18 protein-coding genes are annotated in these 21,994 nt (G+C 72.6%); 11 read left to right on the forward strand and 7 right to left on the reverse strand.

Annotated features, from left to right (window positions below):
• Positions 1-7 precede the first annotated feature (7 nt).
• The 6 genes from FHS37_RS30640 to pssA all read left to right on the forward strand — a co-directional run bounded on the left by FHS37_RS30640 (position 8) and on the right by pssA (position 6,387).
• Positions 8-2,035 carry an ethylmalonyl-CoA mutase gene (locus FHS37_RS30640; RefSeq protein ID WP_184827211.1) on the forward strand — a complete coding sequence of 676 codons (2,028 nt, stop codon included), beginning with the start codon at positions 8-10 and terminating at the stop codon, positions 2,033-2,035.
• Positions 2,032-2,991 (forward strand): HpcH/HpaI aldolase/citrate lyase family protein, encoded by a 960-nt coding sequence (locus FHS37_RS30645; protein ID WP_184827214.1) that lies wholly within the window; start codon positions 2,032-2,034, stop codon positions 2,989-2,991. The genes FHS37_RS30640 and FHS37_RS30645 overlap by 4 nt, the downstream gene beginning before the upstream one ends.
• Before the next feature lie 5 nt (positions 2,992-2,996).
• Positions 2,997-3,509 (forward strand): MaoC family dehydratase, encoded by a 513-nt coding sequence (locus FHS37_RS30650; protein WP_184827216.1) that lies wholly within the window; start codon positions 2,997-2,999, stop codon positions 3,507-3,509.
• Between the two features lie 3 nt (positions 3,510-3,512).
• A complete protein-coding gene (locus FHS37_RS30655) occupies positions 3,513-4,718 on the forward strand; it encodes an acyl-CoA dehydrogenase family protein (RefSeq protein WP_184827218.1) in 1,206 nt (401 codons plus the stop codon).
• Positions 4,719-4,889: 171 nt separating this feature from the next.
• Positions 4,890-5,546, forward strand: a complete 657-nt coding sequence (locus FHS37_RS30660) for a phosphatidylserine decarboxylase (protein WP_184827220.1) — start codon at positions 4,890-4,892, stop codon at positions 5,544-5,546.
• 22 nt (positions 5,547-5,568) lie between these two features.
• Positions 5,569-6,387, forward strand: a complete 819-nt coding sequence (pssA, locus tag FHS37_RS30665; protein WP_184827379.1) for a CDP-diacylglycerol--serine O-phosphatidyltransferase — start codon at positions 5,569-5,571, stop codon at positions 6,385-6,387.
• Between the two features lie 250 nt (positions 6,388-6,637).
• Here pssA and FHS37_RS30670 read toward each other — a convergent pair whose 3' ends face one another.
• Positions 6,638-7,813, reverse strand: coding sequence for a glycerate kinase (locus FHS37_RS30670; protein ID WP_184827222.1), 1,176 nt, complete (start codon positions 7,811-7,813; stop codon positions 6,638-6,640).
• A gap of 160 nt (positions 7,814-7,973) precedes the next feature.
• On the opposite strand from FHS37_RS30670, the gene FHS37_RS30675 reads away from it, so the two are divergent.
• From FHS37_RS30675 to FHS37_RS30685, 3 genes are all read left to right on the forward strand, one after another.
• Positions 7,974-9,047, forward strand: a complete 1,074-nt coding sequence (locus tag FHS37_RS30675; protein ID WP_184827224.1) for an ADP-ribosylglycohydrolase family protein — start codon at positions 7,974-7,976, stop codon at positions 9,045-9,047.
• A 124-nt stretch (positions 9,048-9,171) separates the two neighbouring features.
• Entirely contained in the window at positions 9,172-9,675 is a 504-nt protein-coding gene (locus FHS37_RS30680; protein WP_184827226.1) for an NUDIX domain-containing protein, read from the forward strand.
• A 68-nt stretch (positions 9,676-9,743) separates the two neighbouring features.
• A complete protein-coding gene (locus FHS37_RS30685; RefSeq protein WP_184827228.1) occupies positions 9,744-10,481 on the forward strand; it encodes an SIR2 family NAD-dependent protein deacylase in 738 nt (245 codons plus the stop codon).
• Between the two features lie 78 nt (positions 10,482-10,559).
• On the opposite strand, the gene FHS37_RS30690 is transcribed toward FHS37_RS30685, so the two are convergent.
• The 3 genes from FHS37_RS30690 to FHS37_RS30700 all read right to left on the reverse strand — a co-directional run bounded on the left by FHS37_RS30690 (position 10,560) and on the right by FHS37_RS30700 (position 14,564).
• On the reverse strand, positions 10,560-11,042 hold the full coding sequence (locus tag FHS37_RS30690; RefSeq protein WP_184827230.1) for a methylated-DNA--[protein]-cysteine S-methyltransferase: 483 nt from the start codon (positions 11,040-11,042) through the stop codon (positions 10,560-10,562).
• A gap of 31 nt (positions 11,043-11,073) precedes the next feature.
• Positions 11,074-12,543: a DNA-3-methyladenine glycosylase 2 family protein gene (locus FHS37_RS30695; protein WP_184827381.1), complete on the reverse strand. Its 1,470-nt coding sequence runs from the start codon at positions 12,541-12,543 to the stop codon at positions 11,074-11,076.
• Between the two features lie 62 nt (positions 12,544-12,605).
• A complete protein-coding gene (locus tag FHS37_RS30700) occupies positions 12,606-14,564 on the reverse strand; it encodes a heavy metal translocating P-type ATPase (RefSeq protein ID WP_184827232.1) in 1,959 nt (652 codons plus the stop codon).
• 34 nt (positions 14,565-14,598) lie between these two features.
• Between FHS37_RS30700 and FHS37_RS30705 the strand changes: the two genes are divergently transcribed.
• Positions 14,599-14,961 carry an ArsR/SmtB family transcription factor gene (locus FHS37_RS30705; protein WP_184827234.1) on the forward strand — a complete coding sequence of 121 codons (363 nt, stop codon included), beginning with the start codon at positions 14,599-14,601 and terminating at the stop codon, positions 14,959-14,961.
• A gap of 33 nt (positions 14,962-14,994) precedes the next feature.
• On the opposite strand, the gene FHS37_RS30710 is transcribed toward FHS37_RS30705, so the two are convergent.
• The 3 genes from FHS37_RS30710 to FHS37_RS30720 form a co-directional block, all read right to left on the reverse strand.
• Complete coding sequence (locus FHS37_RS30710; RefSeq protein WP_184827236.1) at positions 14,995-18,924, reverse strand: glycoside hydrolase family 2 TIM barrel-domain containing protein; 3,930 nt, start codon at positions 18,922-18,924, stop codon at positions 14,995-14,997.
• A 416-nt stretch (positions 18,925-19,340) separates the two neighbouring features.
• Entirely contained in the window at positions 19,341-19,784 is a 444-nt protein-coding gene (locus FHS37_RS30715) for a DUF3093 domain-containing protein (protein ID WP_184827238.1), read from the reverse strand.
• 112 nt (positions 19,785-19,896) lie between these two features.
• Positions 19,897-20,556 carry a ScbR family autoregulator-binding transcription factor gene (locus FHS37_RS30720; RefSeq protein ID WP_184827240.1) on the reverse strand — a complete coding sequence of 220 codons (660 nt, stop codon included), beginning with the start codon at positions 20,554-20,556 and terminating at the stop codon, positions 19,897-19,899.
• A gap of 569 nt (positions 20,557-21,125) precedes the next feature.
• Between FHS37_RS30720 and FHS37_RS30725 the strand changes: the two genes are divergently transcribed.
• A complete protein-coding gene (locus FHS37_RS30725; protein WP_184827242.1) occupies positions 21,126-21,806 on the forward strand; it encodes an HAD family hydrolase in 681 nt (226 codons plus the stop codon).
• Positions 21,807-21,994: the final 188 nt, after the last annotated feature.

Here is a 21,994-nt window from a genome sequence, read left to right on the forward strand (position 1 = left end):
GTCACAGATGACTGAGCGTCAGAAGGACCGGCCGTGGCTCATGCGCACGTACGCCGGTCACTCCACGGCCGAGGCGTCCAACGAGCTGTACCGGCGCAACCTCGCCAAGGGCCAGACCGGTCTGTCGGTCGCGTTCGACCTGCCGACGCAGACCGGCTACGACCCCGACCACGTCCTCGCCCGCGGCGAGGTCGGCCGGGTCGGGGTGCCGGTCTCGCACCTCGGTGACATGCGCCGGCTGTTCCAGGACATCCCCCTGGAGCAGATGAACACCTCGATGACGATCAACGCCACCGCCATGTGGCTGCTGGCGCTCTACCAGGTCGTCGCGGAGGAGCAGGGCGCGGACATCACCAAGCTCCAGGGGACGACCCAGAACGACATCGTGAAGGAGTACCTGTCCCGGGGGACCCACGTCTTCCCGCCGGGGCCGTCGCTCCGCCTCACGACGGACATGATCGCGTACACGGTCTCCCACATCCCGAAGTGGAACCCGATCAACATCTGCAGCTACCACCTGCAGGAGGCCGGGGCCACGCCGGTGCAGGAGATCGCGTACGCGATGTCCACCGCCATCGCCGTGCTCGACGCCGTGCGCGACAGCGGCCAGGTGCCGCAGGAGCGCATGGGCGACGTGGTCGGCCGCATCTCCTTCTTCGTCAACGCGGGCGTCCGGTTCGTCGAGGAGATGTGCAAGATGCGGGCGTTCGGCCGCATCTGGGACCAGGTCACCCGCGAGCGGTACGGCATCGAGAACCCCAAGCACCGCCGCTTCCGCTACGGCGTCCAGGTCAACTCCCTCGGTCTGACCGAGGCGCAGCCGGAGAACAACGTCCAGCGGATCGTCCTCGAGATGCTGGCCGTCACCCTCTCCAAGGACGCACGCGCGCGCGCCGTGCAGCTGCCGGCCTGGAACGAGGCCCTGGGCCTGCCCCGCCCCTGGGACCAGCAGTGGTCGCTGCGCATCCAGCAGGTGCTCGCCTACGAGAGCGATCTGCTGGAGTACGACGACATCTTCGAGGGCTCGAAGGTGGTCGAGGCGAAGGTGGAGCAGCTGGTCCGGGACGCGCTCGCGGAGATGGGACGGATCGAGGAGATGGGCGGCGCGATGGCCGCCGTCGAGTCCGGCTACCTCAAGTCGCAGCTGGTCTCCTCGCACGCCGAACGCCGGGCGCGGATCGAGTCCGGCCGGGAGAAGATCGTCGGCGTCAACATCTTCGAGGGCACCGAGCCCAACCCGCTCACCGCCGACCTGGACACCGCGATCCAGACGGTCGACCCGGCGGTCGAGGCCCGTGTCGTCGCGGCGCTGCAGAACTGGCGGGACACCCGCTACCAGCCGCCCTTCAACCACCCGCGCCCCTGCAAGGCGCTGGAGAAGCTGAAGGAGGCCGCGCGCGGCACCGACAACCTCATGGAGGCCACCCTGGAGTGCGCCCGCGCCGGGGTCACGACCGGCGAGTGGGCCGGGGCGCTGCGCGAGGTGTTCGGCGAGTTCCGGGCACCGACCGGTGTCTCCTCCGCCCCGGTGGCGGTGGCCGCCGAGGAGGGCTCGGCCCTGTCCGAGGTGCGCCGCAAGGTGGACCTGACGGCCAGGGACCTGGGCGTCGGCAAACTGCGCTTCCTGGTCGGCAAGCCGGGCCTGGACGGCCACTCCAACGGCGCCGAGCAGATCGCCGTGCGGGCCCGCGACGCCGGGTTCGAGGTGGTCTACCAGGGCATCCGGCTCACCCCGGAGCAGATCGTGGACGCCGCCCTCGCGGAGGACGTGCACGCGGTGGGCCTGTCCATCCTCTCCGGCTCGCACGCCCAGCTGGTGCCGGACGTACTCGAACGGCTCCGTGTGGCCGGTGCCACAGATATACCGGTGATCGCCGGTGGCATCATCCCGAACGGTGACGCCGAACAGCTGCGGGCCGCCGGAGTGGCCGCGGTCTTCACCCCGAAGGACTTCGACATCACCGGGATCATCGGCCGCATCGTCGACGAGATCCGCACAGCGAACAAGCTCGACCCCCTGGAGGTCCCCGCATGACGGTCAACCGCCTTCGCCCCCGGCGTTCCTGCCTGGCGGTGCCGGGCTCGAACCCGCGCTTCCTGGAGAAGGCCCAGGGCCTCCCGGCTGACCAGGTCTTCCTGGACCTGGAGGACGCGTGCGCGCCGCTCGCCAAGCCCGAGGCGCGGCACACCATCGTCAAGTTCCTCAACGAGGGCGACTGGACCGGCAAGACCCGCGTCGTGCGCGTCAACGACTGGACCACCGAGTGGACGTACCGCGACGTCGTCACGGTCGTCGAGGGCGCCGGCCAGAACCTCGACTGCATCATGCTGCCGAAGGTGCAGAACGCCCAGCAGGTCGTCGCCCTGGACCTGCTGCTGACCCAGATCGAGAAGACGATGGGCTTCGAGGTCGGCCGGATCGGCATCGAGGCGCAGATCGAGAACGCGCAGGGCCTGAACAACGTCAACGAGATCGCCCAGGCCTCCCCGCGCATCGAGACCATCATCTTCGGCCCGGCCGACTTCATGGCGTCCATCAACATGAAGTCGCTGGTGGTCGGCGAGCAGCCGCCCGGCTACCCGGCGGACGCCTACCACTACATCCTGATGAAGATCCTGATGGCCGCCCGCGCCAACGACCTCCAGGCGATCGACGGCCCCTACCTGCAGATCCGCAACGTCGACGGCTTCCGCGAGGTGGCCGGCCGCGCCGCCGCGCTCGGTTTCGACGGCAAGTGGGTGCTGCACCCCGGTCAGGTCGACGCCGCCAACGAGGTGTTCTCCCCCTCGCAGGAGGACTACGACCACGCCGAGCTGATCCTGGACGCGTACGACTACTACACGTCCGAGGCGGGCGGCAAGAAGGGCTCGGCGATGCTCGGCGACGAGATGATCGACGAGGCCAGCCGCAAGATGGCCCTGGTCATCTCCGGCAAGGGACGCGCCGCCGGCATGCAGCGCACCAGCAAGTTCGAGATCCCGGAGGGCTGAGCGCGATGCAGTTCGGACGGACCTACGAGGAGTTCGAGGTCGGGGCGACGTACAAGCACTGGCCGGGCAAGACGGTCACCGAGTACGACGACCACCTGTTCTGCCTCCTCACCATGAACCACCACCCGCTCCACATGGACACGAACTATGCGGAGAGGACGACGGACTTCGGCAGGAACGTCGTCGTCGGGAACTACGTCTACTCGCTGCTGCTCGGCATGAGCGTGCCGGACATCTCCGGCAAGGCGATCGCGAACCTGGAGATCGAGTCGCTCAAGCACGTGGCGCCGACCTTCCACGGCGACACGATCTACGGCGAGACGACCGTGCTCGACAAGTGGCCGTCGAAGTCGAAGAACGACCGCGGCATCGTGCACGTCGAGACCAAGGGCTACAAGCAGGACGGCACCCTGGTCTGCGTGTTCCGCCGCAAGGTGATGGTGCCGACCGAGACGTACATCAAGGAGCGCGGCGGCGAGCAGCCGGGCCGCCCCGAGCTGAAGGAACAGGGGAAGTAAGCGATGGCCCGTCTCGCCCAGACCGCCGGTCTGACCGACGTCCAGCAGGAGATCCTCTCCACCGTCCGCGACTTCGTGGACAAGGAGATCATCCCGGTCGCGACCGAGCTGGAGCACCGCGACGAGTACCCGCAGCAGATCGTCGACGGGCTGAGGGAACTCGGCCTGTTCGGTCTGATGATCCCCGAGGAGTACGGGGGCCTGGGCGAGTCGTTGCTCACCTACGCGCTGTGCGTGGAGGAGATCGCCCGCGGGTGGATGTCGGTGTCCGGCATCATCAACACCCACTTCATCGTGGCGTACATGCTCAAGCAGCACGGCACGCAGGAGCAGAAGGACCACTTCCTGCCCCGTATGGCGGCCGGCGACGTCCGCGGCGCCTTCTCGATGTCGGAGCCGGGCCTGGGCTCCGACGTGTCGGCGATCACGTCCAAGGCGGTGCGGGACGGCGACGAGTACGTCCTGACCGGCCAGAAGATGTGGCTGACGAACGGCGGCACGTCGTCCCTGGTGGCCGTCCTGGTCAGGAGTGACGAGGGTCACCCCGAGGGCACCGCCCCGCACAAGTCGATGACGACGTTCCTGGTGGAGAAGGAGCCGGGCTTCGGCGAGGTCCGCCCCGGCCTCACGATCCCCGGCAAGATCGACAAGATGGGCTACAAGGGCGTCGACACCACCGAGCTCATCATGGACGGCCTGCGCGTTCCCGCCGACCGGGTGCTCGGCGGGGTCACCGGCCGAGGTTTTTACCAAATGATGGACGGTGTCGAGGTCGGCCGGGTCAACGTGGCGGCGCGTGGCTGCGGTGTCGCCCAGCGTGCCTTCGAGCTCGGCGTCCGGTACGCCCAGCAGCGTCACACTTTCGGCAGGCCGATCGCCCAGCACCAGGCCATCCAGTTCAAGCTCGCCGAGATGGCTACCAAGGTGGAGGCCGCGCATGCGATGATGGTGAACGCAGCACGCAAAAAGGACTCCGGGGAGCGAAACGACCTCGAAGCAGGGATGGCGAAGTACCTCGCCTCCGAATACTGCAAGGAGGTCGTGGAGGACGCCTTCCGGATCCACGGCGGCTACGGCTTCTCCAAGGAGTACGAGATCGAGCGCCTCTACCGGGAGGCCCCGATGCTGCTGATCGGTGAAGGCACCGCCGAGATCCAGAAAATGATCATCGGTCGGCGACTGCTCGAAGAGTATCGATTCCAGGGCTGACTTGTCCGGATACGGGGTGTTTTCTTGGAGAAGAGGATCACACCCCGTATGCACTCTTCGGTCATCGACTCGGCTGCCTGGCTTACCCAGTTGCGGCCGAGAGCCGCTACGATCGCCGGAAAGCCGCCGTCCCCCGCAAGTGCGCGGCATCATCCGCTACGAAGGTCATCCATGCCCCACAGCCAAACCTCTGCACCTCGCGACAGCCTCGCCGGCGTACGCCTCGCGCGCGGGGCATCGCCGTGGCTCCTGCCGACCGTCGCCACCGCAGCCGTCAGCCTTCTGCGCGCCCGCCGCTCGGGTGCCGCCAAGGCCGTCGCCGTCCCCGCCACCGCCCTGGCGGCGGGGATGCTGTGGTTCTTCCGCGACCCCGAGCGCGAGATCGCCCAGGGCCGGGTCATCTCGCCCGCCGACGGTGTGGTGCAGAGCATCATGCCGTGGAAGGACGGCCGCACCCGCGTCGCGATCTTCATGAGCCCGCTCAACGTCCACGTGAACCGGGCCCCGCTGTCCGGCACGGTGACGTCGGTCGAGCACGTCCCCGGTGGCTTCGTTCCCGCCTTCAACAAGGAGAGCGAGAACAACGAGCGCGTCGTGTGGCACTTCGACACCGAACTCGGCGACATCGAGATGATCCAGATCGCCGGTGCGGTGGCCCGCCGCATCGTCCCCTACGTGCCCCAGGGCACCAAGGTCGAGCAGGGCGAGCGGATCGGTCTCATCCGGTTCGGCTCGCGCGTCGACCTCTACCTGCCCGAGGGCGTGGAGGTCGCCGTCGAGGTCGGTCAGAAGACCGTGGCTGGGGTGACTCGCATTGACCGTGGTTGATCCCGACACGCAGGCGGGCTGGGTGCCCGAGGCCGACGAGGCGGACGACGAGGAGGAGATGCCCCTCTCGCTCCGCCTGTCGATAGCGGACACCCTCACCCTCGGCAACGCCACCTGCGGCTTCATGGCGGTGTACTTCACCACCACCGGCATCCTGATCCCGCACCTGCAGGGCAGCCAGGAGACCGGGATGGCCCGCCACAGCGCGGCCACCGCCGTCATCCTGATGCTGTGCGCGGCGGTCTTCGACCTGTTCGACGGCCTGGTGGCGCGCAAGCTGCGCTCCTCGCCGATGGGCGCGGAGCTGGACAACCTGTCCGACCTGATCAGCTTCGGCCTGGCGCCGGCGTACTTCGTCCTCGTCTACGGCATGGTCGCGGACGACGCGCACCAGAGAGTGGCCGCGGTCGGGGCGATCGTGGTGCTGCTGGCGGTGGTGCTGAGGCTGGCGAGATTCTCCTGCGTCACGGTGAAGGACGGCACCTTCCAGGGCATGCCGTCGCCGTTCGGCGCGCTGACCGTCGTCTCGATCGTGCTGCTGGAGCTCCCGTTCGCGGCGACGCTGCTGGCGATCCTGGGCACGGCGTGGCTGATGGTGAGCCGGGTGGAGTACCCCAAGCCGCGGGGTCGCCTCGCGGTGGCGATGCTCTCCTGGATCGTGCTCAGCATGGGCCTGCTGGCGGCCTGGGCGTTCGACGCCCCGAGCGGTCAGCTGCTGCTGCAGACCGGTTGCGCGCTGCAGCTGGTGATGGGCGCGGTGATCCCGCTGTTCGCCACGGCGCGCCGGGTGAACAACTTCCGCGACAACCGCCGTGAGGCGCGGGCGGCGCAGTTGCCGTAGCGGTGCTCGAACGGGCGGAAGGGCCCGGACCCGACATCGGGTCCGGGCCCTTCGCTTGCCTGCGTGCCCGGTGCCGGTGCGGGCCTCGCCCGCCCGTCACCCGGCCCGGTCGGCTGAAAGGACGCCGTCGGGCCCGACCGGCCCGTCCGGCGGTCGAGGAGCACGCCCGTTCGGGGCCGGGAGCGGGGTCCGGGACGGCAGCCCCGGGGACGGGAAGGGAGAGGGCGGCAGGGCGAAGACCCCTCCCGCCTCAGCCCAGGAAGTCCCGCGCGATCCGCTCGGCCGTACGCTCCAGGATCGGCCCCGCGTCAGCGATGCACTTCGCCACGTCCGGCTCCAGGTCCGTCAGCGCGTACGCCCGCCGGATCCCCGCCCGCCCCAGTTCCTCCGGCGGCAGGGCGAGCCGCCCGCACACCGCGACGACCTCCTTGCCCGCCGCCCGGGCGGCCGCGGCGACGCCCGCCGGCGCCTTGCCGTGCAGGGTCTGCTGGTCCAGGGACCCCTCGCCGGTGATGACGAGATCGGCCCGCTCGAGCGCGGGCGCGAAGCCGAGCACGTCCAGCATGACCGCGATCCCGGGCCGGAAACCGGCCCCGAGCAGCAGCGCGCCGTAGCCGATGCCGCCCGCCGCGCCCGCACCCGACGAGACGGCGTACTCGGCGGCCACCGGCCCGACCGCCCCCTCCAGCACCTTCGCGAAGTGCGTGAGGGCCGCGTCCAGCCGCTCCACGTCCTGGGGGGAGGCGCCCTTCTGCGGGCCGTAGACCGCCGGGGCCCCCTTCGGGCCGGTCAGCGGATTGTCGACGTCGCTCGCGAGGATCAGCTCGACCTCGCCGAGGCGCGGGTCCAGACCGGACAGGTCGGCCGAGGCCAGCTCGGCGAGCCCGCCGCCGCCCGGGGCCACCGGCTCGCCGTCGGCCTTCAGGAACCGGGCGCCCAGCGCCGCCAGCATGCCCGCGCCGCCGTCCGTGGTGGCGCTGCCGCCGACCCCGAAGACGAGGGTGCGCGCGCCCGCGTCCAGCGCGGCCCGCAGCAGCTCACCGGAGCCGTACGTGGACGCCGTGAGCGGCGCGAGGACGCCGTCCGGCAGCCGTTGCAACCCGCTGGCCTCCGCCATCTCCACGACGGCGGTGTCACCGCGCAGCGCGTACGCCGCCGTCACCTCGTCGCCGAGCGGGCCCGCGACCCGCACCTCCCGCCGTTCGAACCCGGCCGCGACGGCCGCGGCCACGGTGCCGTCACCGCCGTCGGCCACCGGCAGCGCCTCGACCACCAGGCCCGGTACGATCCGGCGCAGCCCGGCCGACACCCGGTCGGCGACCTCCACGGCCGTCAGCGACCCCTTGAACTTGTCCGCGGCGACGAGCACCCGCCGTGCCGACTGCGTCGTACGAGTGCCGCCCACTGCAGCGTCCGCCACTTGCATTCCCCTCGTTCTCCGGGCCTCGCGCGTGTCAAGGCCAGTCGCGCCGCTGCGACCTTAACCGGCGGGCGCCGTCGCCGTCATGCCCCGCCCAGCCCGTGGAACGGCCGTGCGCCCGGTGCGGGGACGCGCGGTCGCGCCGGGATTCGGGTACACCGGATCCATGACCGCTGTGGGCACGGAGTCGCGACTGGCCGACCGCATCCTCGGGGGCTGGACCGGCCGGATCGCGGGCAACATGCTCGGCAAGCCGGTGGAGCAGGGCGAGGTGTGGACGCGCGAGCGCATCGACCGCTACCTGCGGCGGGCGAACGCCCTGCCCCTCACCGACTACCTCCCCGAGCCGCTGAGCGAGAGCGAGGGCCTCGAGCTGCGCCCCGAGTGGCGGGCCTGCGTGCGGGGCCGCGTCCGCGGCAGCTGCCGCGACGACGACGTCGACTACGCGATCCTCGGCCTGGACCTGCTGGAGACCCACGGCTTCGGCTTCAGCACCGAGCAGGTGGGCGACCTGTGGCTGCTGCGGCTGCCGTACCTGCAGACCTTCACCGCGGAGCGGGCGGCGTACCGGAACCTCGCGAACGGCCTCAGGCCGCCGCTCACGGCCACCTACGACAACCCCTACCAGGAGTGGATCGGTGCCCTGATCCGGGCCGACATCCACGGCTGGACCTCGCCGGGCGCCCCGCGCCGCGCCGCCTCGCTGGCCCGCCGGGACGCGGTGCTGTCGCACACCGGGAACGGCGTGTACGGCGCGATGTGGGCGGCGGCGCTGATCTCGGCGGCGTTCACGGCGCCCACGGTGCGCCACGCGGTGGACGAGGCGCTGGCGGTGATCCCGGCGAGCAGCCGCCTCGCCCGCACCGTGCGCCGGGTGGCCTCCCTGCACGAGACCGGGCTGGCCTGGGAGGACACGCTCACGACGCTCACCGGGGAGACGGCGGGCCTCGGCTGGATCCACACGGTCCCGAACGCCGCCGTCCTCACCGCCGGGCTGCTGTACGGCGACGGCGACTTCACCCGCACCATCGCCCTGACCGTGCGCGGCGGCCTGGACACCGACTCCAACGGGGCGACGGCGGGCTCGGTGGCGGGCGTCCTGTGCGGCGCCCCGGCCATCCCGGGGCAGTGGAAGGACCCCCTGGCGGACACGGTGCGCAGCGCGGTCTTCGGCTTCGACGGGGTACGGATCAGCGAGCTGGCGGAGCGGACGCTGCGGCTGGCGCAGGCGGAGGTCTGAGGTCCGAGCCCCCCGGCGTGTGCGCCGTCCGGTGCCGGTCACGGGACGGCGCGTGCCGCCGTGCGCCCTGGGTGCCGGGTTCCGTCCCCCCGGCGGCGCCCGGCGCCGCCGTTACCCTTCCCGCATGACCACCACCCAGGACGCCCAGGACTTCGCCGCCTACCTCGCCTCCCTCCCCCGGGTCCTCGCCGGGGCCGCCGTGCTCCTCCGGGACGGAGAGGGGCGGGTGCTGCTCGTCGAGCCGAACTACCGGGAGGGGTGGGCGCTGCCCGGCGGCACGATCGAGTCGGACGACGGGGAGAGCCCGCGCGAGGGCGCCCGGCGCGAGACGGCCGAGGAGATCGGGCTGGACCGGGAGCCGGGCCGGCTGCTGGCGGTGGACTGGGTGCGCGGGCCGGGGCGACCTCCGCTGGTGGCGTACCTGTACGACGGCGGGGTGCTCGGCGAGGAGGACCTCGCGGCGATCCGGCTGCAGGAGTCGGAGCTGCTGTCCTGGCGGCTGGTGCCGCGCGAGGAGCTGACCGAGTACCTTCCGGACTCCCTGGGCCGCCGGGTGCTGGCCGCGCTGGACGTCCTCGCCGACGGCTCGGGCACCGCGGAGCTGGAGGACGGCCACCGGGTGCACTGACCCCGCGTCGGCCCCGTCCGCCGATATCCGCTCGCCGGGCCGGGGCCCGGCGGCCTACCCTCGGCCACATGAGCAAGCCCCTCGTCGCCCTCCTCAGCGGCGCCGGCGTCAGCACGGACTCCGGCATCCCGGACTACCGCGGGCCGAACGGACTGTGGCGCCGCGACCCCGAGGCCGAGAAGCTCGTGACGTACGAGTACTACATGGGCGACCCGGAGATCCGCCGCCGCTCCTGGCGGATGCGGCGCGAGAACCACGCGCTCGCCGCCGAGCCGAACGCCGCGCACCGGGCCGTGGCCGAGCTGGAGCGGTCCGGCGTGCCGGTGCGGGTGATCACGCAGAACGTGGACGGGCTGCACCAGCTCGCCGGGATGCCGGCCCGCAAGGTGATCGAACTGCACGGCACGGCACGGAGCGTGGTGTGCACGAGGTGCAGCGCGCGCAGCCCGATGGAGGACGCCCTCGCCCGCGTCGAGGCCGGCGAGGACGACCCGCCGTGCCGGGACTGCGGCGGCATCCTCAAGTCGGCGACGGTGATGTTCGGTGAGCGGCTGGACCCCGTGGTGCTCGGCGAGGCGCTGGCGATCAGCAAGGCCTGCACCGTGTTCGTCGCCGTCGGCACCAGCCTCCAGGTCCACCCCGCCGCCGGGCTCGCGGGCGTCGCCGCCGACCACGGCGCCCGGCTGATCGTCGTCAACGCCGAGCCGACCCCGTACGACGACCGCGCCGACGAGGTCGTCCGCGAGCCGATCGGCACGGCGCTGCCCGGGCTGCTGCGCCGGCTGGCCGCCGAGGGCGCCTCCTGACCCCGCTCTCCGCGGGGTCCCGGCACCCGGCCGGACGACCGGCGCGTACCCGCCCCGGGGCCCCACGGGCCGGCGGTCTCAGAACAGGGCCGTGCCCCGTTCGAAGTCCAGCAGGCGCCGCTTGCGGTCCAGGCCGCCGCCGTAGCCGGTGAGGCCGCCGGTCGCGCCGACGACGCGGTGGCAGGGGACGACGATGCCGATCGGGTTGCGGCCGTTGGCCAGGCCGACCGCGCGGGAGGCCCTGGGGTTGCCGAGGGCGTCGGCGAGCTGGCCGTAGGAGCGGGTCTCGCCGTAGGGGATGCGCGTCAGCCGGTCCCAGACGCGGCGCTGGAACGGGGTGCCGTGCAGGCGCAGCTCGAGGGTGAACTCCTTCAGCTCGCCCGCGAAGTAGGCCTCCAGTTGTTCCCGCGCCTCGGCGAAGGGGGTGTCGTCGCGGTCGCCGAAGGTCTCCTCCGGGGGGCGGTGGCGCTGGTCGGTCATGTAGAGGCCGCACAGGACGCCGTCGTCGGCGACGAGCGTCAGCGGGCCGTAGGGGCTGTCGGTCACGGTGTGCTGTTTCATCGGCTGGCTCCCTGTGCTCGTACGGGTTTCCTCACACCGGCAGGAAGTTGATCGGGTGGTTGTCCGTCGCCCACAGGTACTGGACCGCGTACGCCCGCCAGGGCCGCCAGGCCGCGGCACGGGCGGTGAGCGCGGCCGGGGTGGACGGCAGGCCCAGTTCCCGGGCGGCGCGGCGGACGCCGAGGTCGGTCGGGAGGAAGGCGTCGGGGTCGCCCAGGGCACGCATGGCGATGACGTCGGCCGTCCAGGGACCGAAGCCGGGGAGGGCGAGGAGCCGCGCGCGGGCCTCGGGCCAGTCGCTCTCGACGCCCAGGTGGAGGTCGCCGTCGGCCAGCCGGCGGACGAGGGTCGTGAAGGTGGCGCGGCGGGTGCGGGGCATGGCCAGGGTCTCGGGGTCCACGGCGGCCAGGGCCCCGGGGGACGGGAACAGGTGGGTGAGGCCGCCCTCGGGGTCGTCCACGGACTCGCCGTGCGCGGTGACCAGGCGGGCCGCGTGGGTGCGGGCGGCGGCCGTGGAGACCTGTTGGCCCAGGACGGCCCGTACGGCGAACTCCGCCTCGTCGACCGTGCGCGGGACGCGGCGGCCGGGTGCCTTGTCGACCAGGGGCGCGAGGACCGGGTCCGTGCGCAGCTGGTCGTCGACCGCGACCGGGTCGGCGTCCAGGTCGAGCAGGCGGCGGCAGCGGCTGATGGCGACGGGGAGGTCGCGCAGGTCGCTGAGGGTGAGGCGGCAGGCGATGTGGTCGGGGCGTGGGGTCAGCGCCACGATGCCGTGCCCGTACGGCAGCCGCAGGGTGCGCCGGTAGGCGCCGTCCCGCCATTCCTCCACCCCGGGTACGGCGGTCGCCGCGAGGTGGCCGAAGAGGTTGTCGGGGTTGAGCGGGGCGCGGAACGGCAGGCGGAGCGACAGCGCGCCGGGCGTGGGGCGGGGGTTCTTCTTCGGCGCGCGGGCGCGCAGGTCGCTCGGGGAGAGCGCGAAGACCTCGCGCACCGTGTCGTTGAAGGTGCGGATGGAGGAGAAGCCGGCCGCGAAGGCGATCTGCGCCATGGGGAGCCCCGTCGTCTCGACGAGCAGGCGCGCGGTCTGGGCGCGCTGGGCGCGGGCGAGTGCGAGGGGACCCGCGCCCAGCTCGGCGAGCAGCTGGCGTTCGACCTGCCGGGTGCTGTAGCCGAGCCGGGTCGCGAGGCCGGGTACGCCCTCGCGGTCCACGACGCCGTCGGCGATCAGCCGCATGGCGCGGGCCACGAGGTCGGCGCGCCGGTTCCACTCCGGCGAGCCGGGGCTGGTGTCGGGGCGGCAGCGCTTGCAGGCCCGGAACCCGGCCTGCTGGCAGGCCGCCGCGCTCGGGTGGAAGACCATGTTCTCCGGCTTCGGCGGCACCACCGGGCAACTGGGCCGGCAGTAGATGCCGGTGGTGAGGACGGCGGTGAAGAACCAGCCGTCGAACCGCGCGTCCTTGGACCGCACGGCGCGCACGCAGCGCTCCGTGTCGGTGTGCATCCCCTTCTGCATGCCTCAAGGATCGGGCACGGGACCGCACCCGGTCCGGCGGGAATCCGACATCAACCCCGCGCGTCCTGCGGCTGCCCGGATCGCCACGCCGACTCGCGCAGCAGCCGCAGCCCGTTCAGGCCGACCAGCACCGTCGAGCCCTCGTGGCCGGCGACGCCGAGCGGGAGCGGGAGGTGGCCGATCAGGTCCCACAGGACGAGGCCGGTGATGGCCGTGCCGGCGATGACGAGGTTCTGCAGCACCAGCCGGCGGGCGGTGCGGGACAGCCGTACGACCGCGGGGACGGCCGCGAGCTCGTCGCGCACGACGACCGCGTCCGCCGTCTCCAGGGCCAGGTCGGAGCCCGCGCGGCCCATGGCGACACCGGCGTGGGCGGCGGCGAGGGCGGGCGCGTCGTTGACGCCGTCGCCGACGAACAGCACCTTGCGGCCGGCCGTCTGGAGGTCGCGTACGGCGTTCACCTTGTCCTCGGGCAGGAGGCCGGCGCGGACGTCGGTGAGGCCGGTCGCGTCGGCCACGCGGGTGGCGGCGTGGGCGTTGTCGCCGGTGAGGAGGACGGGCGCGGTGCCGGTGAGGGCCGTCAGGGCGGCGGTGGCGGCCGGGGCGCCGGTGCGGAGGCGGTCGGTCAGGGCGAGGGTGCCCACGGGGGTGCCGTCGCGGGTGACCCGGACGACGGTCGCGCCGCCCGCCGCTTCCGCCGGCTCCGCGCGCCCCACCGTCACCACGCGTCCGTCCACCGTGGCGGTGACGCCGCGGCCGGGCAGGGCGGTGAAGTCCGCGGCGGGGGCGAGGGGCAGGTCGCGGGCGCGGGCCGCGGCCACCACGGCCCGGGCCAGCGGGTGCTCGCTGGGGTGCTCGGCCGAGGCCGCGAGGGCGAGGAGGGCGTCCTCGTCGAGGCCGGAGCCGGGCAGCGGGCGCACCGCAGTGACCTCGGGGGTGCCCTCGGTGAGCGTGCCGGTCTTGTCGAGGGCCGTCGCGTCGATCTCGCCGAGGCGTTCCATCGCGACGGCCGACTTCACCAGGACGCCGTGCCGGCCGGCGTTGGCGATGGCGGACAGCAGGGGCGGCATGGTGGCGAGGACGACCGCGCACGGCGAGGCGACGATCATGAAGGTCATCGCCCGCAGCAGGGCGTCGGTGAGGTCCTCGCCGAAGGCGAGCGGAACGCCGAACACGGCGAGGGTGGCCACGACCACGCCGACCGCGTACCGCTGCTCGATCTTCTCGATGAAGAGCTGGGTCGGCGCCTTGGTGCGGGAGGCCTCCTCGACCAGGGCGACGATGCGGGCGATCACCGAGTCCTTCGGGTCGCGCTCGACCCGGACGCGCAGGGCGCCGGTGCCGTTGAGGGTGCCGGCGAAGACCTCGTCGCCGGGACGCTTGACGACCGGCAGCGACTCGCCGGTGATGGTGGCCTGGTCGACCTCGCCGACGCCGTCCAGGACCGCGCCGTCGGCGCCGATGCGCTCGCCCGGGCGGACCAGCAGGACGTCGCCGACGGTGAGTTCGGCGGTGGACACGGTCTCCTCGCCGCCCTCGGTCACGCGGGTCGCGGTGGTGGGTGCGAGGTCCAGCAGGCCGCGCACCGAGTCGGCGGTGCGGGCGGTGGCCAGGGCCTCCAGGGCACCGGAGGTGGCGAAGATGACGATGAGGAGGGCGCCGTCGAGCACCTGGCCGATCGCGGCGGCGCCCAGCGCCGCGACGATCATCAGCAGGTCGACGTCGAGGGTCTTCTCGCGCAGTGCGCGGAGCCCCTCGAGGGCCGGTTCCCAACCGCCGGACGCGTAGGCGACGGCGTACAGGGTCCCGCTGATCCAGGGTGGCGCACCGCCGAGATCCGCGGCGAGTCCGGCCAGGAAGGCCACGAGCGCGGCAAGTGCCCACCGGGCTTCGGGGAGGGCGAGGACACGGGTGCGTCGGCGGGCCGCCTCGATGCCGGCGGGCGACGGGGACGCGGGAGCGAGAGTCACGGACACGGGGCCACCATACAGGAACACATGAAGAGTCATTCATTCGTTCATGTGTGATGAGTAGGATGTCCGCATGGGTCATGGAGCCGTCATCCCCGCGCAGGACGACACCGAGCGCGTGCGTCTGGACGCGGACAACGTCGCGAAGGTCGCCACCACGCTCCAGGCCCTGTCCACGCCCTCCCGGCTGCTGATCCTCGCCCGGCTGCGCGAAGGGCCCCTGCCGGCCACGGAGTTGGCGGCGGAGGTGGGCATGGAGCAGTCGGCCTGCTCGCACCAGCTGCGGCTGCTGCGCAACCTGGGCCTGGTGGTGGGCGAACGCCGGGGCCGCAGCGTCGTGTACGCGCTCCACGACCACCATGTCGCCGAGCTGCTCGACCAGGCCGTGTACCACGTGGAGCACCTGCGGCTGGGGATCAGCGACGCCGCCGGGTGAGGCCCCGGCGGCGCCGCTCGCGGACCTCCCGGGTCACTCCCCCGCGGTGGGCCGCCGCGAGAGCTCCGTCGCCCTGCGGACGTCCGCCAGCGGACGCAGCCGGTAGGTGTAGGAGTACGTCCGGTCGGCGAACAGCTTGAACTCGTCGTGGGTGTGGGCGCCCCAGCTGTTGTCGCCGCCCACGCCCATCTGCCGGTGGTTCACCCGCAGCACGACCTCGTCGCGCGGGGTGAGCTGGTAGTCGTGGCGCACCCCGCGGGACAGGTCCTCGGGCGTGAAGCGGGAGGCGTTGACCTCCAGCAGCGGCTCGCCGGAGACGAGCAGGCCGGCCCCGTCGCGGTCGGTGAGGGCGGCCCAGCGGACGTCGGTCTTGTTGCCGTTCTCCTGCGGCCGGATGTACGGCGTCCACTGTTCGGCGACGGTCCCGGAGTAGAGGCCCACGTCGGTCCCGGTGTGGCGATCCCAGTGGTTCTCCTCGGGGCCGCGGCCGTACCAGTGCAGCCGGTCCAGGCCGCGCGGCAGGAACAGCATCGTCCCGACCTCGGGGATGTACGGCAGGTCCGCGGCGCCCGGCCGCAGGGTGTTGTCGACCTTGATCTCGCCGTTGCCGAACACGGTGTACGTGGTGGTGTACGCCGACTGCACGGTGGTCGGCAGGGTGCCGCTGACCTTGATCTCGACGGCCCGGTCGTCCAGGGTCCGCACGGTGACGTCCGTGACCTCGCGCCGGGCGCCCGCGTCGCGCCAGGTCTGGTTGCGGGTGTGCTGGCCGTTGCCGTGGTCGTTGTCGGTGGGCGCCCGCCAGAAGTTGGGCACGGGACCTGAGGTGATCAGCCGCCTGCCCCCGGCCTCGTACGAGGTGATGGTGCCCGTGCGCTTGCCGAAGGTGACCGAGAAGCCCCGGCCCTCGACCTCGACCTCGTCGTCGCCGTCCCGGTGGCGCAGGGACGGCACCCGGTCCAGGGGCACCGGGGTCACGGCGGGGGCGTCCGTGTCGAGGGCGAGCTGCTGCCGGGCGACCTCGAAGCCCGCCTTCGCCCAGGGCGTGTCGTCCTTGGTGGTGAAGGACAGTTCGAGGAAGTACTCGGTGCCCGGCGCCGGATCGTCCGGCAGCCGTACGGGCACGGTGACGTCCTTGCGGGACAGCGGCTCCACGTCCAGCTGGTCCCGGGTGAGCCGCCCGCGCCCCACGGTCCTGCCGTCGGCGACGAGTTCCCAGTGGGCGTCGAACTCGCGGAGGTTGGTGAACAGGTACTCGTTGACGAGGGTGACCGCCCCCGGGCCGCCGGACCGCCGCCTTGCGTCGACCGCCTGGTAGACGCGCTTGACCTCGGCGGCCTTGCCGGTGTGGCCGCGGTCGGCGAGGACGACGCCGTCGGCGACGAAGCAGCCGTCGTTGGGGTTGTCGCCCCAGTCGCCGCCGTACGCGAAGAAGGTCCTCTCCCTCGTCCGCTTCCTCTCCACCTTCACGGTCGCCGCGTCGAACCAGAACCGCACGCCGTCGTCGCCGGGGCCGCGCCCGTCCTCGCCCAGTTCACCGGCGGTCAGGGCACGGGCGTAGACGCGGGCCCGGCGGATGGTGCCGCTGAACTCGCGGACCTGGTTGTCGGCGTCGGTGGCGAGGGCCAGGGAGGCCGTGTTGTTGGCGGGCCGGCGGTCGGTGGTGCGGGTCGCCCGCTGCTCGCCGTCGACGTACAGGGTGAGGGTGCCGGCGTCCGCGTCGAAGACGCCCGCGATGTGGTGCTCGCGGCCGGTCCAGTCCTCGGGCACGGTCCAGGTGGCGGTGATCCACCGGCCGCCGGAGTGGATGAAGAACTCCAGGGTCCGGTCGTTCTGCTTCAGCGCGTACTGGGTGTCGCCCTTGGTGATGATCGGCTGGTGGTAGCCGGTCACGTCCGGGGTGACCCAGGCCTCCAGGGTCAGCGAGCCGGTGAGGTCCAGGCCCTCGTCGCGGGCGAAGACCGTGCCGCCGGACAGGCCCGCGCCGCGCTCGAAGGTGCCGGAGGCGGCGAGGATCTCACCGCGCAGCCCGGCGGGGCCCTCTTCGGTCAGCAGGGTGCGCCGCGGGACGGGCCAGGCCAGCGACTGGTCGGCGAAGTCCCAGATCCAGCCGCCCTGAAGGACGTCGTAGCGGCGGATCAGATCCCAGTACTTGGAGAAGTTGCCGGTCGAGTTCCCCATCGAGTGGGCGTACTCGATCATCACGTACGGCCGGGTGTCGGAGGTGTCCTCGGCCCGCTGCTCGACGCGCTGCGGGGTGTCGTACATCTCGGAGCGGATGTCGCTGATCCCCGGCCGGTCGTCGCCCTCGTACTGGATGACGCGGGTGGGGTCGTAGGAGCGGATCCAGTCGTGCATGGCGGTGAAGGTGCTGCCGCCGCCGGCCTCGTTGCCCAGTGACCAGATGACCACCGAGGCGTGGTTCTTGTCGCGGTGGACCATGTTCTGCGCGCGGGCCACGCACGCCTCGGTCCACTCCGGGTGGTCGCCCGGGTACTCGGAACGGATGCCGTGCGTCTCGAGGTTGGTCTCGTCGACGAGGTAGAAGCCGTACTCGTCGGCGAGTTCGTACCACACCGGGTTGTTCGGGTAGTGCGAGGTACGGACCGAGTTCATGTTCAGCCGCTTGATGAGCGTGATGTCCTCGATCATGTCCTCGCGGGTGAGCGCGGTGCCGCGGGCCGGGTGCATCTCGTGCCGGTTGGTGCCGCGGAAGGAGACGGGCCGGCCGTTGATGCGCATCAGCCCGTCCCGGAGCGCGAACTCGCGCAGGCCGACCCGGTGCGAGAGGGTCTCGACGACCCTGCCCGCCGGGTCGCGGAGCCGGAGCACGGCGGTGTAGAGGTAGGGGTGTTCGGCCGACCACAGCTTCGGCTCGGGGACGGCTCTCGACGCCTCGACGGTCACGTCCTCGCCGGCCGGCACGGAGCCGAGGTCGGCGGTCCGCTCCAGCGGCCGGGCCCAGACGGCGTGCCCGCGGGCGTCGTAGAGCTGGGTCTCGACGGTGTACCGGCCCTCCCCCTCCCCGCCGTAGGCCCGTACCTGGGCCGTGACCTCGAGCGCGGCGGCGGTGTGGCCGTCGCTCAGCGGGGTGTCCAGCTTGAAGTCGCGCAGGTGCACGGCCGGGGTGGAGTACAGGTAGACCGAGCGGAAGATGCCGCTCAGCCGGATCATGTCCTGGTCCTCCAGCCAGTCGCCGTCGGAGTAGCGGTAGACCTCCACGGCGATCTGGTTGGTGCCGGGCTTCAGGTGCTCGGTGATGTCGTACTCGGCGGGGGTGTAGGAGTCCTCGTGGTAGCCCACGAGTTCGCCGTTGATCCACACGTAGTGGGCGGACTTGACACCCTCGAAGTGCAGGAAGGTCCGCCGGCCCGCCCAGTTCCGGGGGACGGTGAAGGTGCGCCGGTACTGGCCCACCGGGTTGTAGCGGGTCGGGGCGGCGGGCGGCTGCGGGTCCTCGCCCCGGCCGTTGGGGCCCCAGTAGGGGTAGGTGATGTTGAGGTAGATCGGCCGGTCGTGGCCGTGGAGCTGCCAGACGGACGGCACCGGGACGGTGTCCCAGGAACCGTCGTCGAGGTCGGTGCGGTGGAAGTCGGGGTCCCGGTCGTCGGGCCGGTCTGCGTGGGCGAACTTCCACCGGCCGTCGAGACTCAGCCGGTACGGCGAACGGGTGCGGTCGGCGGCCAGCGCCTGCTTCAGGTCCGCGTACGGCATGAGGGTGGTGTGCGGGGGCTCGGTGCCGAGCCGGAAGACGGGGATGCGGCCGTTCCACTCCGGGGAGCCGTCGGCGGCGCGCCGGGCGGCGGGCAGCGCCGCGGCCGGGGAGGCGGAGAGGGCGAGGGCGCCGAGGAGGGCCGTTCCCCCCTCCAGCAGACGGCGGCGGCTGACGACCGGCCGTTCGGGGTGTGCGGGACGTGCGGGCTGTGCTGGGCGGTCGGCGGGGGACACGTGCGGGTGCGGCATGACCGTGGCCTTCCTCGGTTCGACAGGGCACTGCACGGACTGAGGGCGAGGGGCGTTGCTGCGGGTGCGTGGGGTGACTCCTGGTGACGGAGCACCTACTGGGCCAGGCACACCCTAGGACTCGAACACAAACGAAGCAATCATCCCGTCGGACTCTGTGCGGTACTGATGGTTCTGCAAGCCGACGGAGCAGTCCGCGGGCACGGTGCGCGCCCGTGCGGCCGGGGCGGCGCACCGGACGCGGTCCGCCGCCCCGCCGGACCGGACGGAGCGAACACCGGGGGTTCGGTCCTCTTCCTCGTCGGTGCCGATCGCGGCGGGGCGTGCGGCGGCGGGAGCGTCTCCCGCGGTTCACCGGCCGCCCGGGGACACCGTCGTGCACGGATCGGCGGCGGCGCCACCGCGGGTCGGTCCGGTCAGCGGCGGGCGAAGGACAGCACGGCGACGAGCGTGGCGGGTTGACGGGTGGAGACGTAGAGGTAGGGCGCCGGGAACTCCGGGTCGTCGATCTCGATGCGCAGGGCCGTCGGGACGTAACTGCGCAGCAGCATCAGCGCGTTCGCGTCCGCCCTCCGGGTACGCCACAGGAGCGCCTCCTCGGCGTCCAGGATCTCGGCCATCCCGAGGGAGGCGAGGGGGAGGCGGGTCGGGCCCGCCGTGAGGTGGCCTCCCGTCACGACGATGCGGGCGGCGCCGTAGGCGTGCAGCCCCAGTGCGGTGAGGGCGGCGACCACCGCCAGTCCGCAGGCGGCGACCGCGGGCCCCCAGGGCAGCAGGACGGCTGCGGCCATCACACCCGGCAGGGCGGCGAGCCAGAACCACGTCCGGGGCACGCCGAGTCGTTCTTCGTACAGACGCATGCCCTCACGATGTCAGCCCCGGCCGGACCGGCCGCCGGAGGGGGCACCATGTCCCGGAAAGGTTCTCCGACTTGCCCGGCGGCGAACACGTCCGCGGGGCGGACGTGCCCCGTCAGGCACGGAACGGAGCCGCGTCCCCCGGCCGCGCGGGGCCCCCCACCCGCACGCGGGCGAGCAGGGCGGCCGGGTCCGGGTCCGCCTGCAGGGACCGCAGCACCAGCGTCCACCACTGTTCCAGCCGCTCCCTCCAGCCCCGCCCGCCCGGCATCTCGTCGGTCAGGGTGCAGAGCCCGAAGAACGCGCTCACGAGCGTCACGGCCGCGGCCGACGGGCCGACTCCTTCCGCGAGTTCGCCCCTCGCGCGGGCCTGGGTGAGGAGCCGGGTGGCGGCCACCGCCCAGGCGTCGAACGGCGTGGGTACGACGGCCTCGATGGTGTGGCGTTCGGCCCACAGCCGTGCGCCGGCGCGCGCCACGACGTCCTCGCTGAGGGACTGCGCGACGCGGAAGCTGAGTCCGACCAGTTTCTCCAGCGGGGGGACACCGGGCGCGGCGTAGGCGGCGGCGAGCTGCGGCCAGGTGGCGAACCGCTCGCGCACCACGGCCAGCGCCAGCTTCTCCTTGCTGGAGTAGTGGAAATAGATCGCCCCGCTGGTTTTCCCCGAGTGATCGCTTATGTCGTTGACGCTCGTTCCCGCATACCCCCGTTCGACGAACAGATGTGCCGCCGATTCCAGCAGCGCTTTGCGGGTCGCACGCGCCCTGTCCTGCATTCCTGTTCCACCTTCGGTCGAACGCGCCAACGCCACGGCGGGAAAGTCCGGGCGCTTCCCCGCGGAGACACGGCCGCGGCGCGCGAAGATCTTATTATTCTTCGGTCATGCGCGGGGGCGGGCGCCTGCGCCCCGTGTGCCGCCCCACCGAGCAGAATCGTTTCGGACGGCGCGACGACTCCGCCCCCGACCGGCGCGGTGACTGATCCGAGTCCCCGCCCACCAGGCCCTTCCAGCGCATTCCGGGAGCCGTGGCCTTTCCCTCCCGCCCCGCGCACAGAATTCAGCCGCCCCCTCCGCATACACCCGAATTGGTGATTGCGGACATCGGAGAGGCGAAATTAACGTAATGGTCACGATGTTTTCGGCTCGGCCGAAAGCGGCGGCCCGCGTCCGCCACGGCGCGCCCACGGCGCGCCCAGCCACGTCCCCGTGGCCGCAGCGGCCGTGCGACATCGCCCGTCCCCGCTCGCCTTCGCCCGCCTCCGCGAGTGGATCACCCGCATCCCGTCACCCGCCTGCGCCCGCGCACCGAACCGGTCGGCGCAGCCATCGAGAACGGCAGGTACATGTCAACTCATCGCATCCTCTCCTGGTCCCCGTCCGCCATCGTCTTCGACTGCGACGGAACCCTGATGGACACGGAACGACACTGGCAGGAGGCCCGGAACATCACCTTCCGGGCATTCGGCCTCAAACCACCGACCGGGTTCGCCGACCGCGCCAAGGGCATGCACTACACCGAGTGCGGCGCGCTCATGGCCGAGGAGACCGGAAAACCGGACCTCGTGGGCGACCTGACCGACGCGCTCCTCGACACCTTCACCGCGCTGGTCGAGCAGGACCCCGTCACCATGCCGGGAGCCGCCGCGCTGGTCCGGCTGGTCGCTCCCCACCGCCCTCTCGCGGTGGCGAGCAACTGCCCTCGGGAGGTGGTGGAGTCGTGCCTCGACCGGGCCGGACTCCTCGGCTGCTTCGGTCACGTCGTGGTCGCCGGCGGGGACGTGCGGCCGAAACCGGAGCCCGACGTCTACCGGGTGGCGGCCCGCCTCTGCGGCGTACCGCCCGAGGAGGCCCTGGCGGTGGAGGACTCGCTCACCGGCATGGAGTCGGCCCGCAGGGCGGGCCTCCGCGTCCTCGGCGTCGGGCCGCGCCCGCCGGACCCGGAGGCGGGGAAGGCCGACCTGTGGGTCGCGAGCCTCGCCGACGGTGAACTGCTGTCGTGGGCCCGGGGCCTGACCGGCGCGTAGGACGCACCGGGCCCCGCACGAGCGGACGCCGTCGGCGGATCCCGCGGGACCGGCGGGACCGGGGCGCGAGCCCGCGGGCCGTGACGCCTTCCGGGAACGTGTCACGGTTCCGGCCGGAGGGCTCACCGGCGCGGGCCGCGGACTCCAAAGCGGCCGGGCCGGACGCGGGCGGGGACGGGAGTCCGGCG

The sequence above is a fragment of the Streptomyces griseomycini genome (genome assembly GCF_014203535.1).
Classification (GTDB): domain Bacteria; phylum Actinomycetota; class Actinomycetes; order Streptomycetales; family Streptomycetaceae; genus Streptomyces; species Streptomyces griseomycini.

Coding starts and splice junctions, on each gene's coding strand:
- FHS37_RS30640 (WP_184827211.1), top strand. CDS start 8: ATGACTGAGCGTCAGAAGGACCGGCCGTGGCTCATGCGCACGTACGCC.
- FHS37_RS30645 (WP_184827214.1), top strand. CDS start 2,032: ATGACGGTCAACCGCCTTCGCCCCCGGCGTTCCTGCCTGGCGGTGCCG.
- FHS37_RS30650 (WP_184827216.1), top strand. CDS start 2,997: ATGCAGTTCGGACGGACCTACGAGGAGTTCGAGGTCGGGGCGACGTAC.
- FHS37_RS30655 (WP_184827218.1), top strand. CDS start 3,513: ATGGCCCGTCTCGCCCAGACCGCCGGTCTGACCGACGTCCAGCAGGAG.
- FHS37_RS30660 (WP_184827220.1), top strand. CDS start 4,890: ATGCCCCACAGCCAAACCTCTGCACCTCGCGACAGCCTCGCCGGCGTA.
- FHS37_RS30670 (WP_184827222.1), bottom strand. CDS start 7,813: ATGCAAGTGGCGGACGCTGCAGTGGGCGGCACTCGTACGACGCAGTCG.
- FHS37_RS30675 (WP_184827224.1), top strand. CDS start 7,974: ATGACCGCTGTGGGCACGGAGTCGCGACTGGCCGACCGCATCCTCGGG.
- FHS37_RS30680 (WP_184827226.1), top strand. CDS start 9,172: ATGACCACCACCCAGGACGCCCAGGACTTCGCCGCCTACCTCGCCTCC.
- FHS37_RS30685 (WP_184827228.1), top strand. CDS start 9,744: ATGAGCAAGCCCCTCGTCGCCCTCCTCAGCGGCGCCGGCGTCAGCACG.
- FHS37_RS30690 (WP_184827230.1), bottom strand. CDS start 11,042: ATGAAACAGCACACCGTGACCGACAGCCCCTACGGCCCGCTGACGCTC.
- FHS37_RS30695 (WP_184827381.1), bottom strand. CDS start 12,543: ATGCACACCGACACGGAGCGCTGCGTGCGCGCCGTGCGGTCCAAGGAC.
- FHS37_RS30700 (WP_184827232.1), bottom strand. CDS start 14,564: ATGACTCTTCATGTGTTCCTGTATGGTGGCCCCGTGTCCGTGACTCTC.
- FHS37_RS30705 (WP_184827234.1), top strand. CDS start 14,599: ATGGGTCATGGAGCCGTCATCCCCGCGCAGGACGACACCGAGCGCGTG.
- FHS37_RS30710 (WP_184827236.1), bottom strand. CDS start 18,924: ATGCCGCACCCGCACGTGTCCCCCGCCGACCGCCCAGCACAGCCCGCA.
- FHS37_RS30715 (WP_184827238.1), bottom strand. CDS start 19,784: ATGCGTCTGTACGAAGAACGACTCGGCGTGCCCCGGACGTGGTTCTGG.
- FHS37_RS30720 (WP_184827240.1), bottom strand. CDS start 20,556: ATGCAGGACAGGGCGCGTGCGACCCGCAAAGCGCTGCTGGAATCGGCG.
- FHS37_RS30725 (WP_184827242.1), top strand. CDS start 21,126: ATGTCAACTCATCGCATCCTCTCCTGGTCCCCGTCCGCCATCGTCTTC.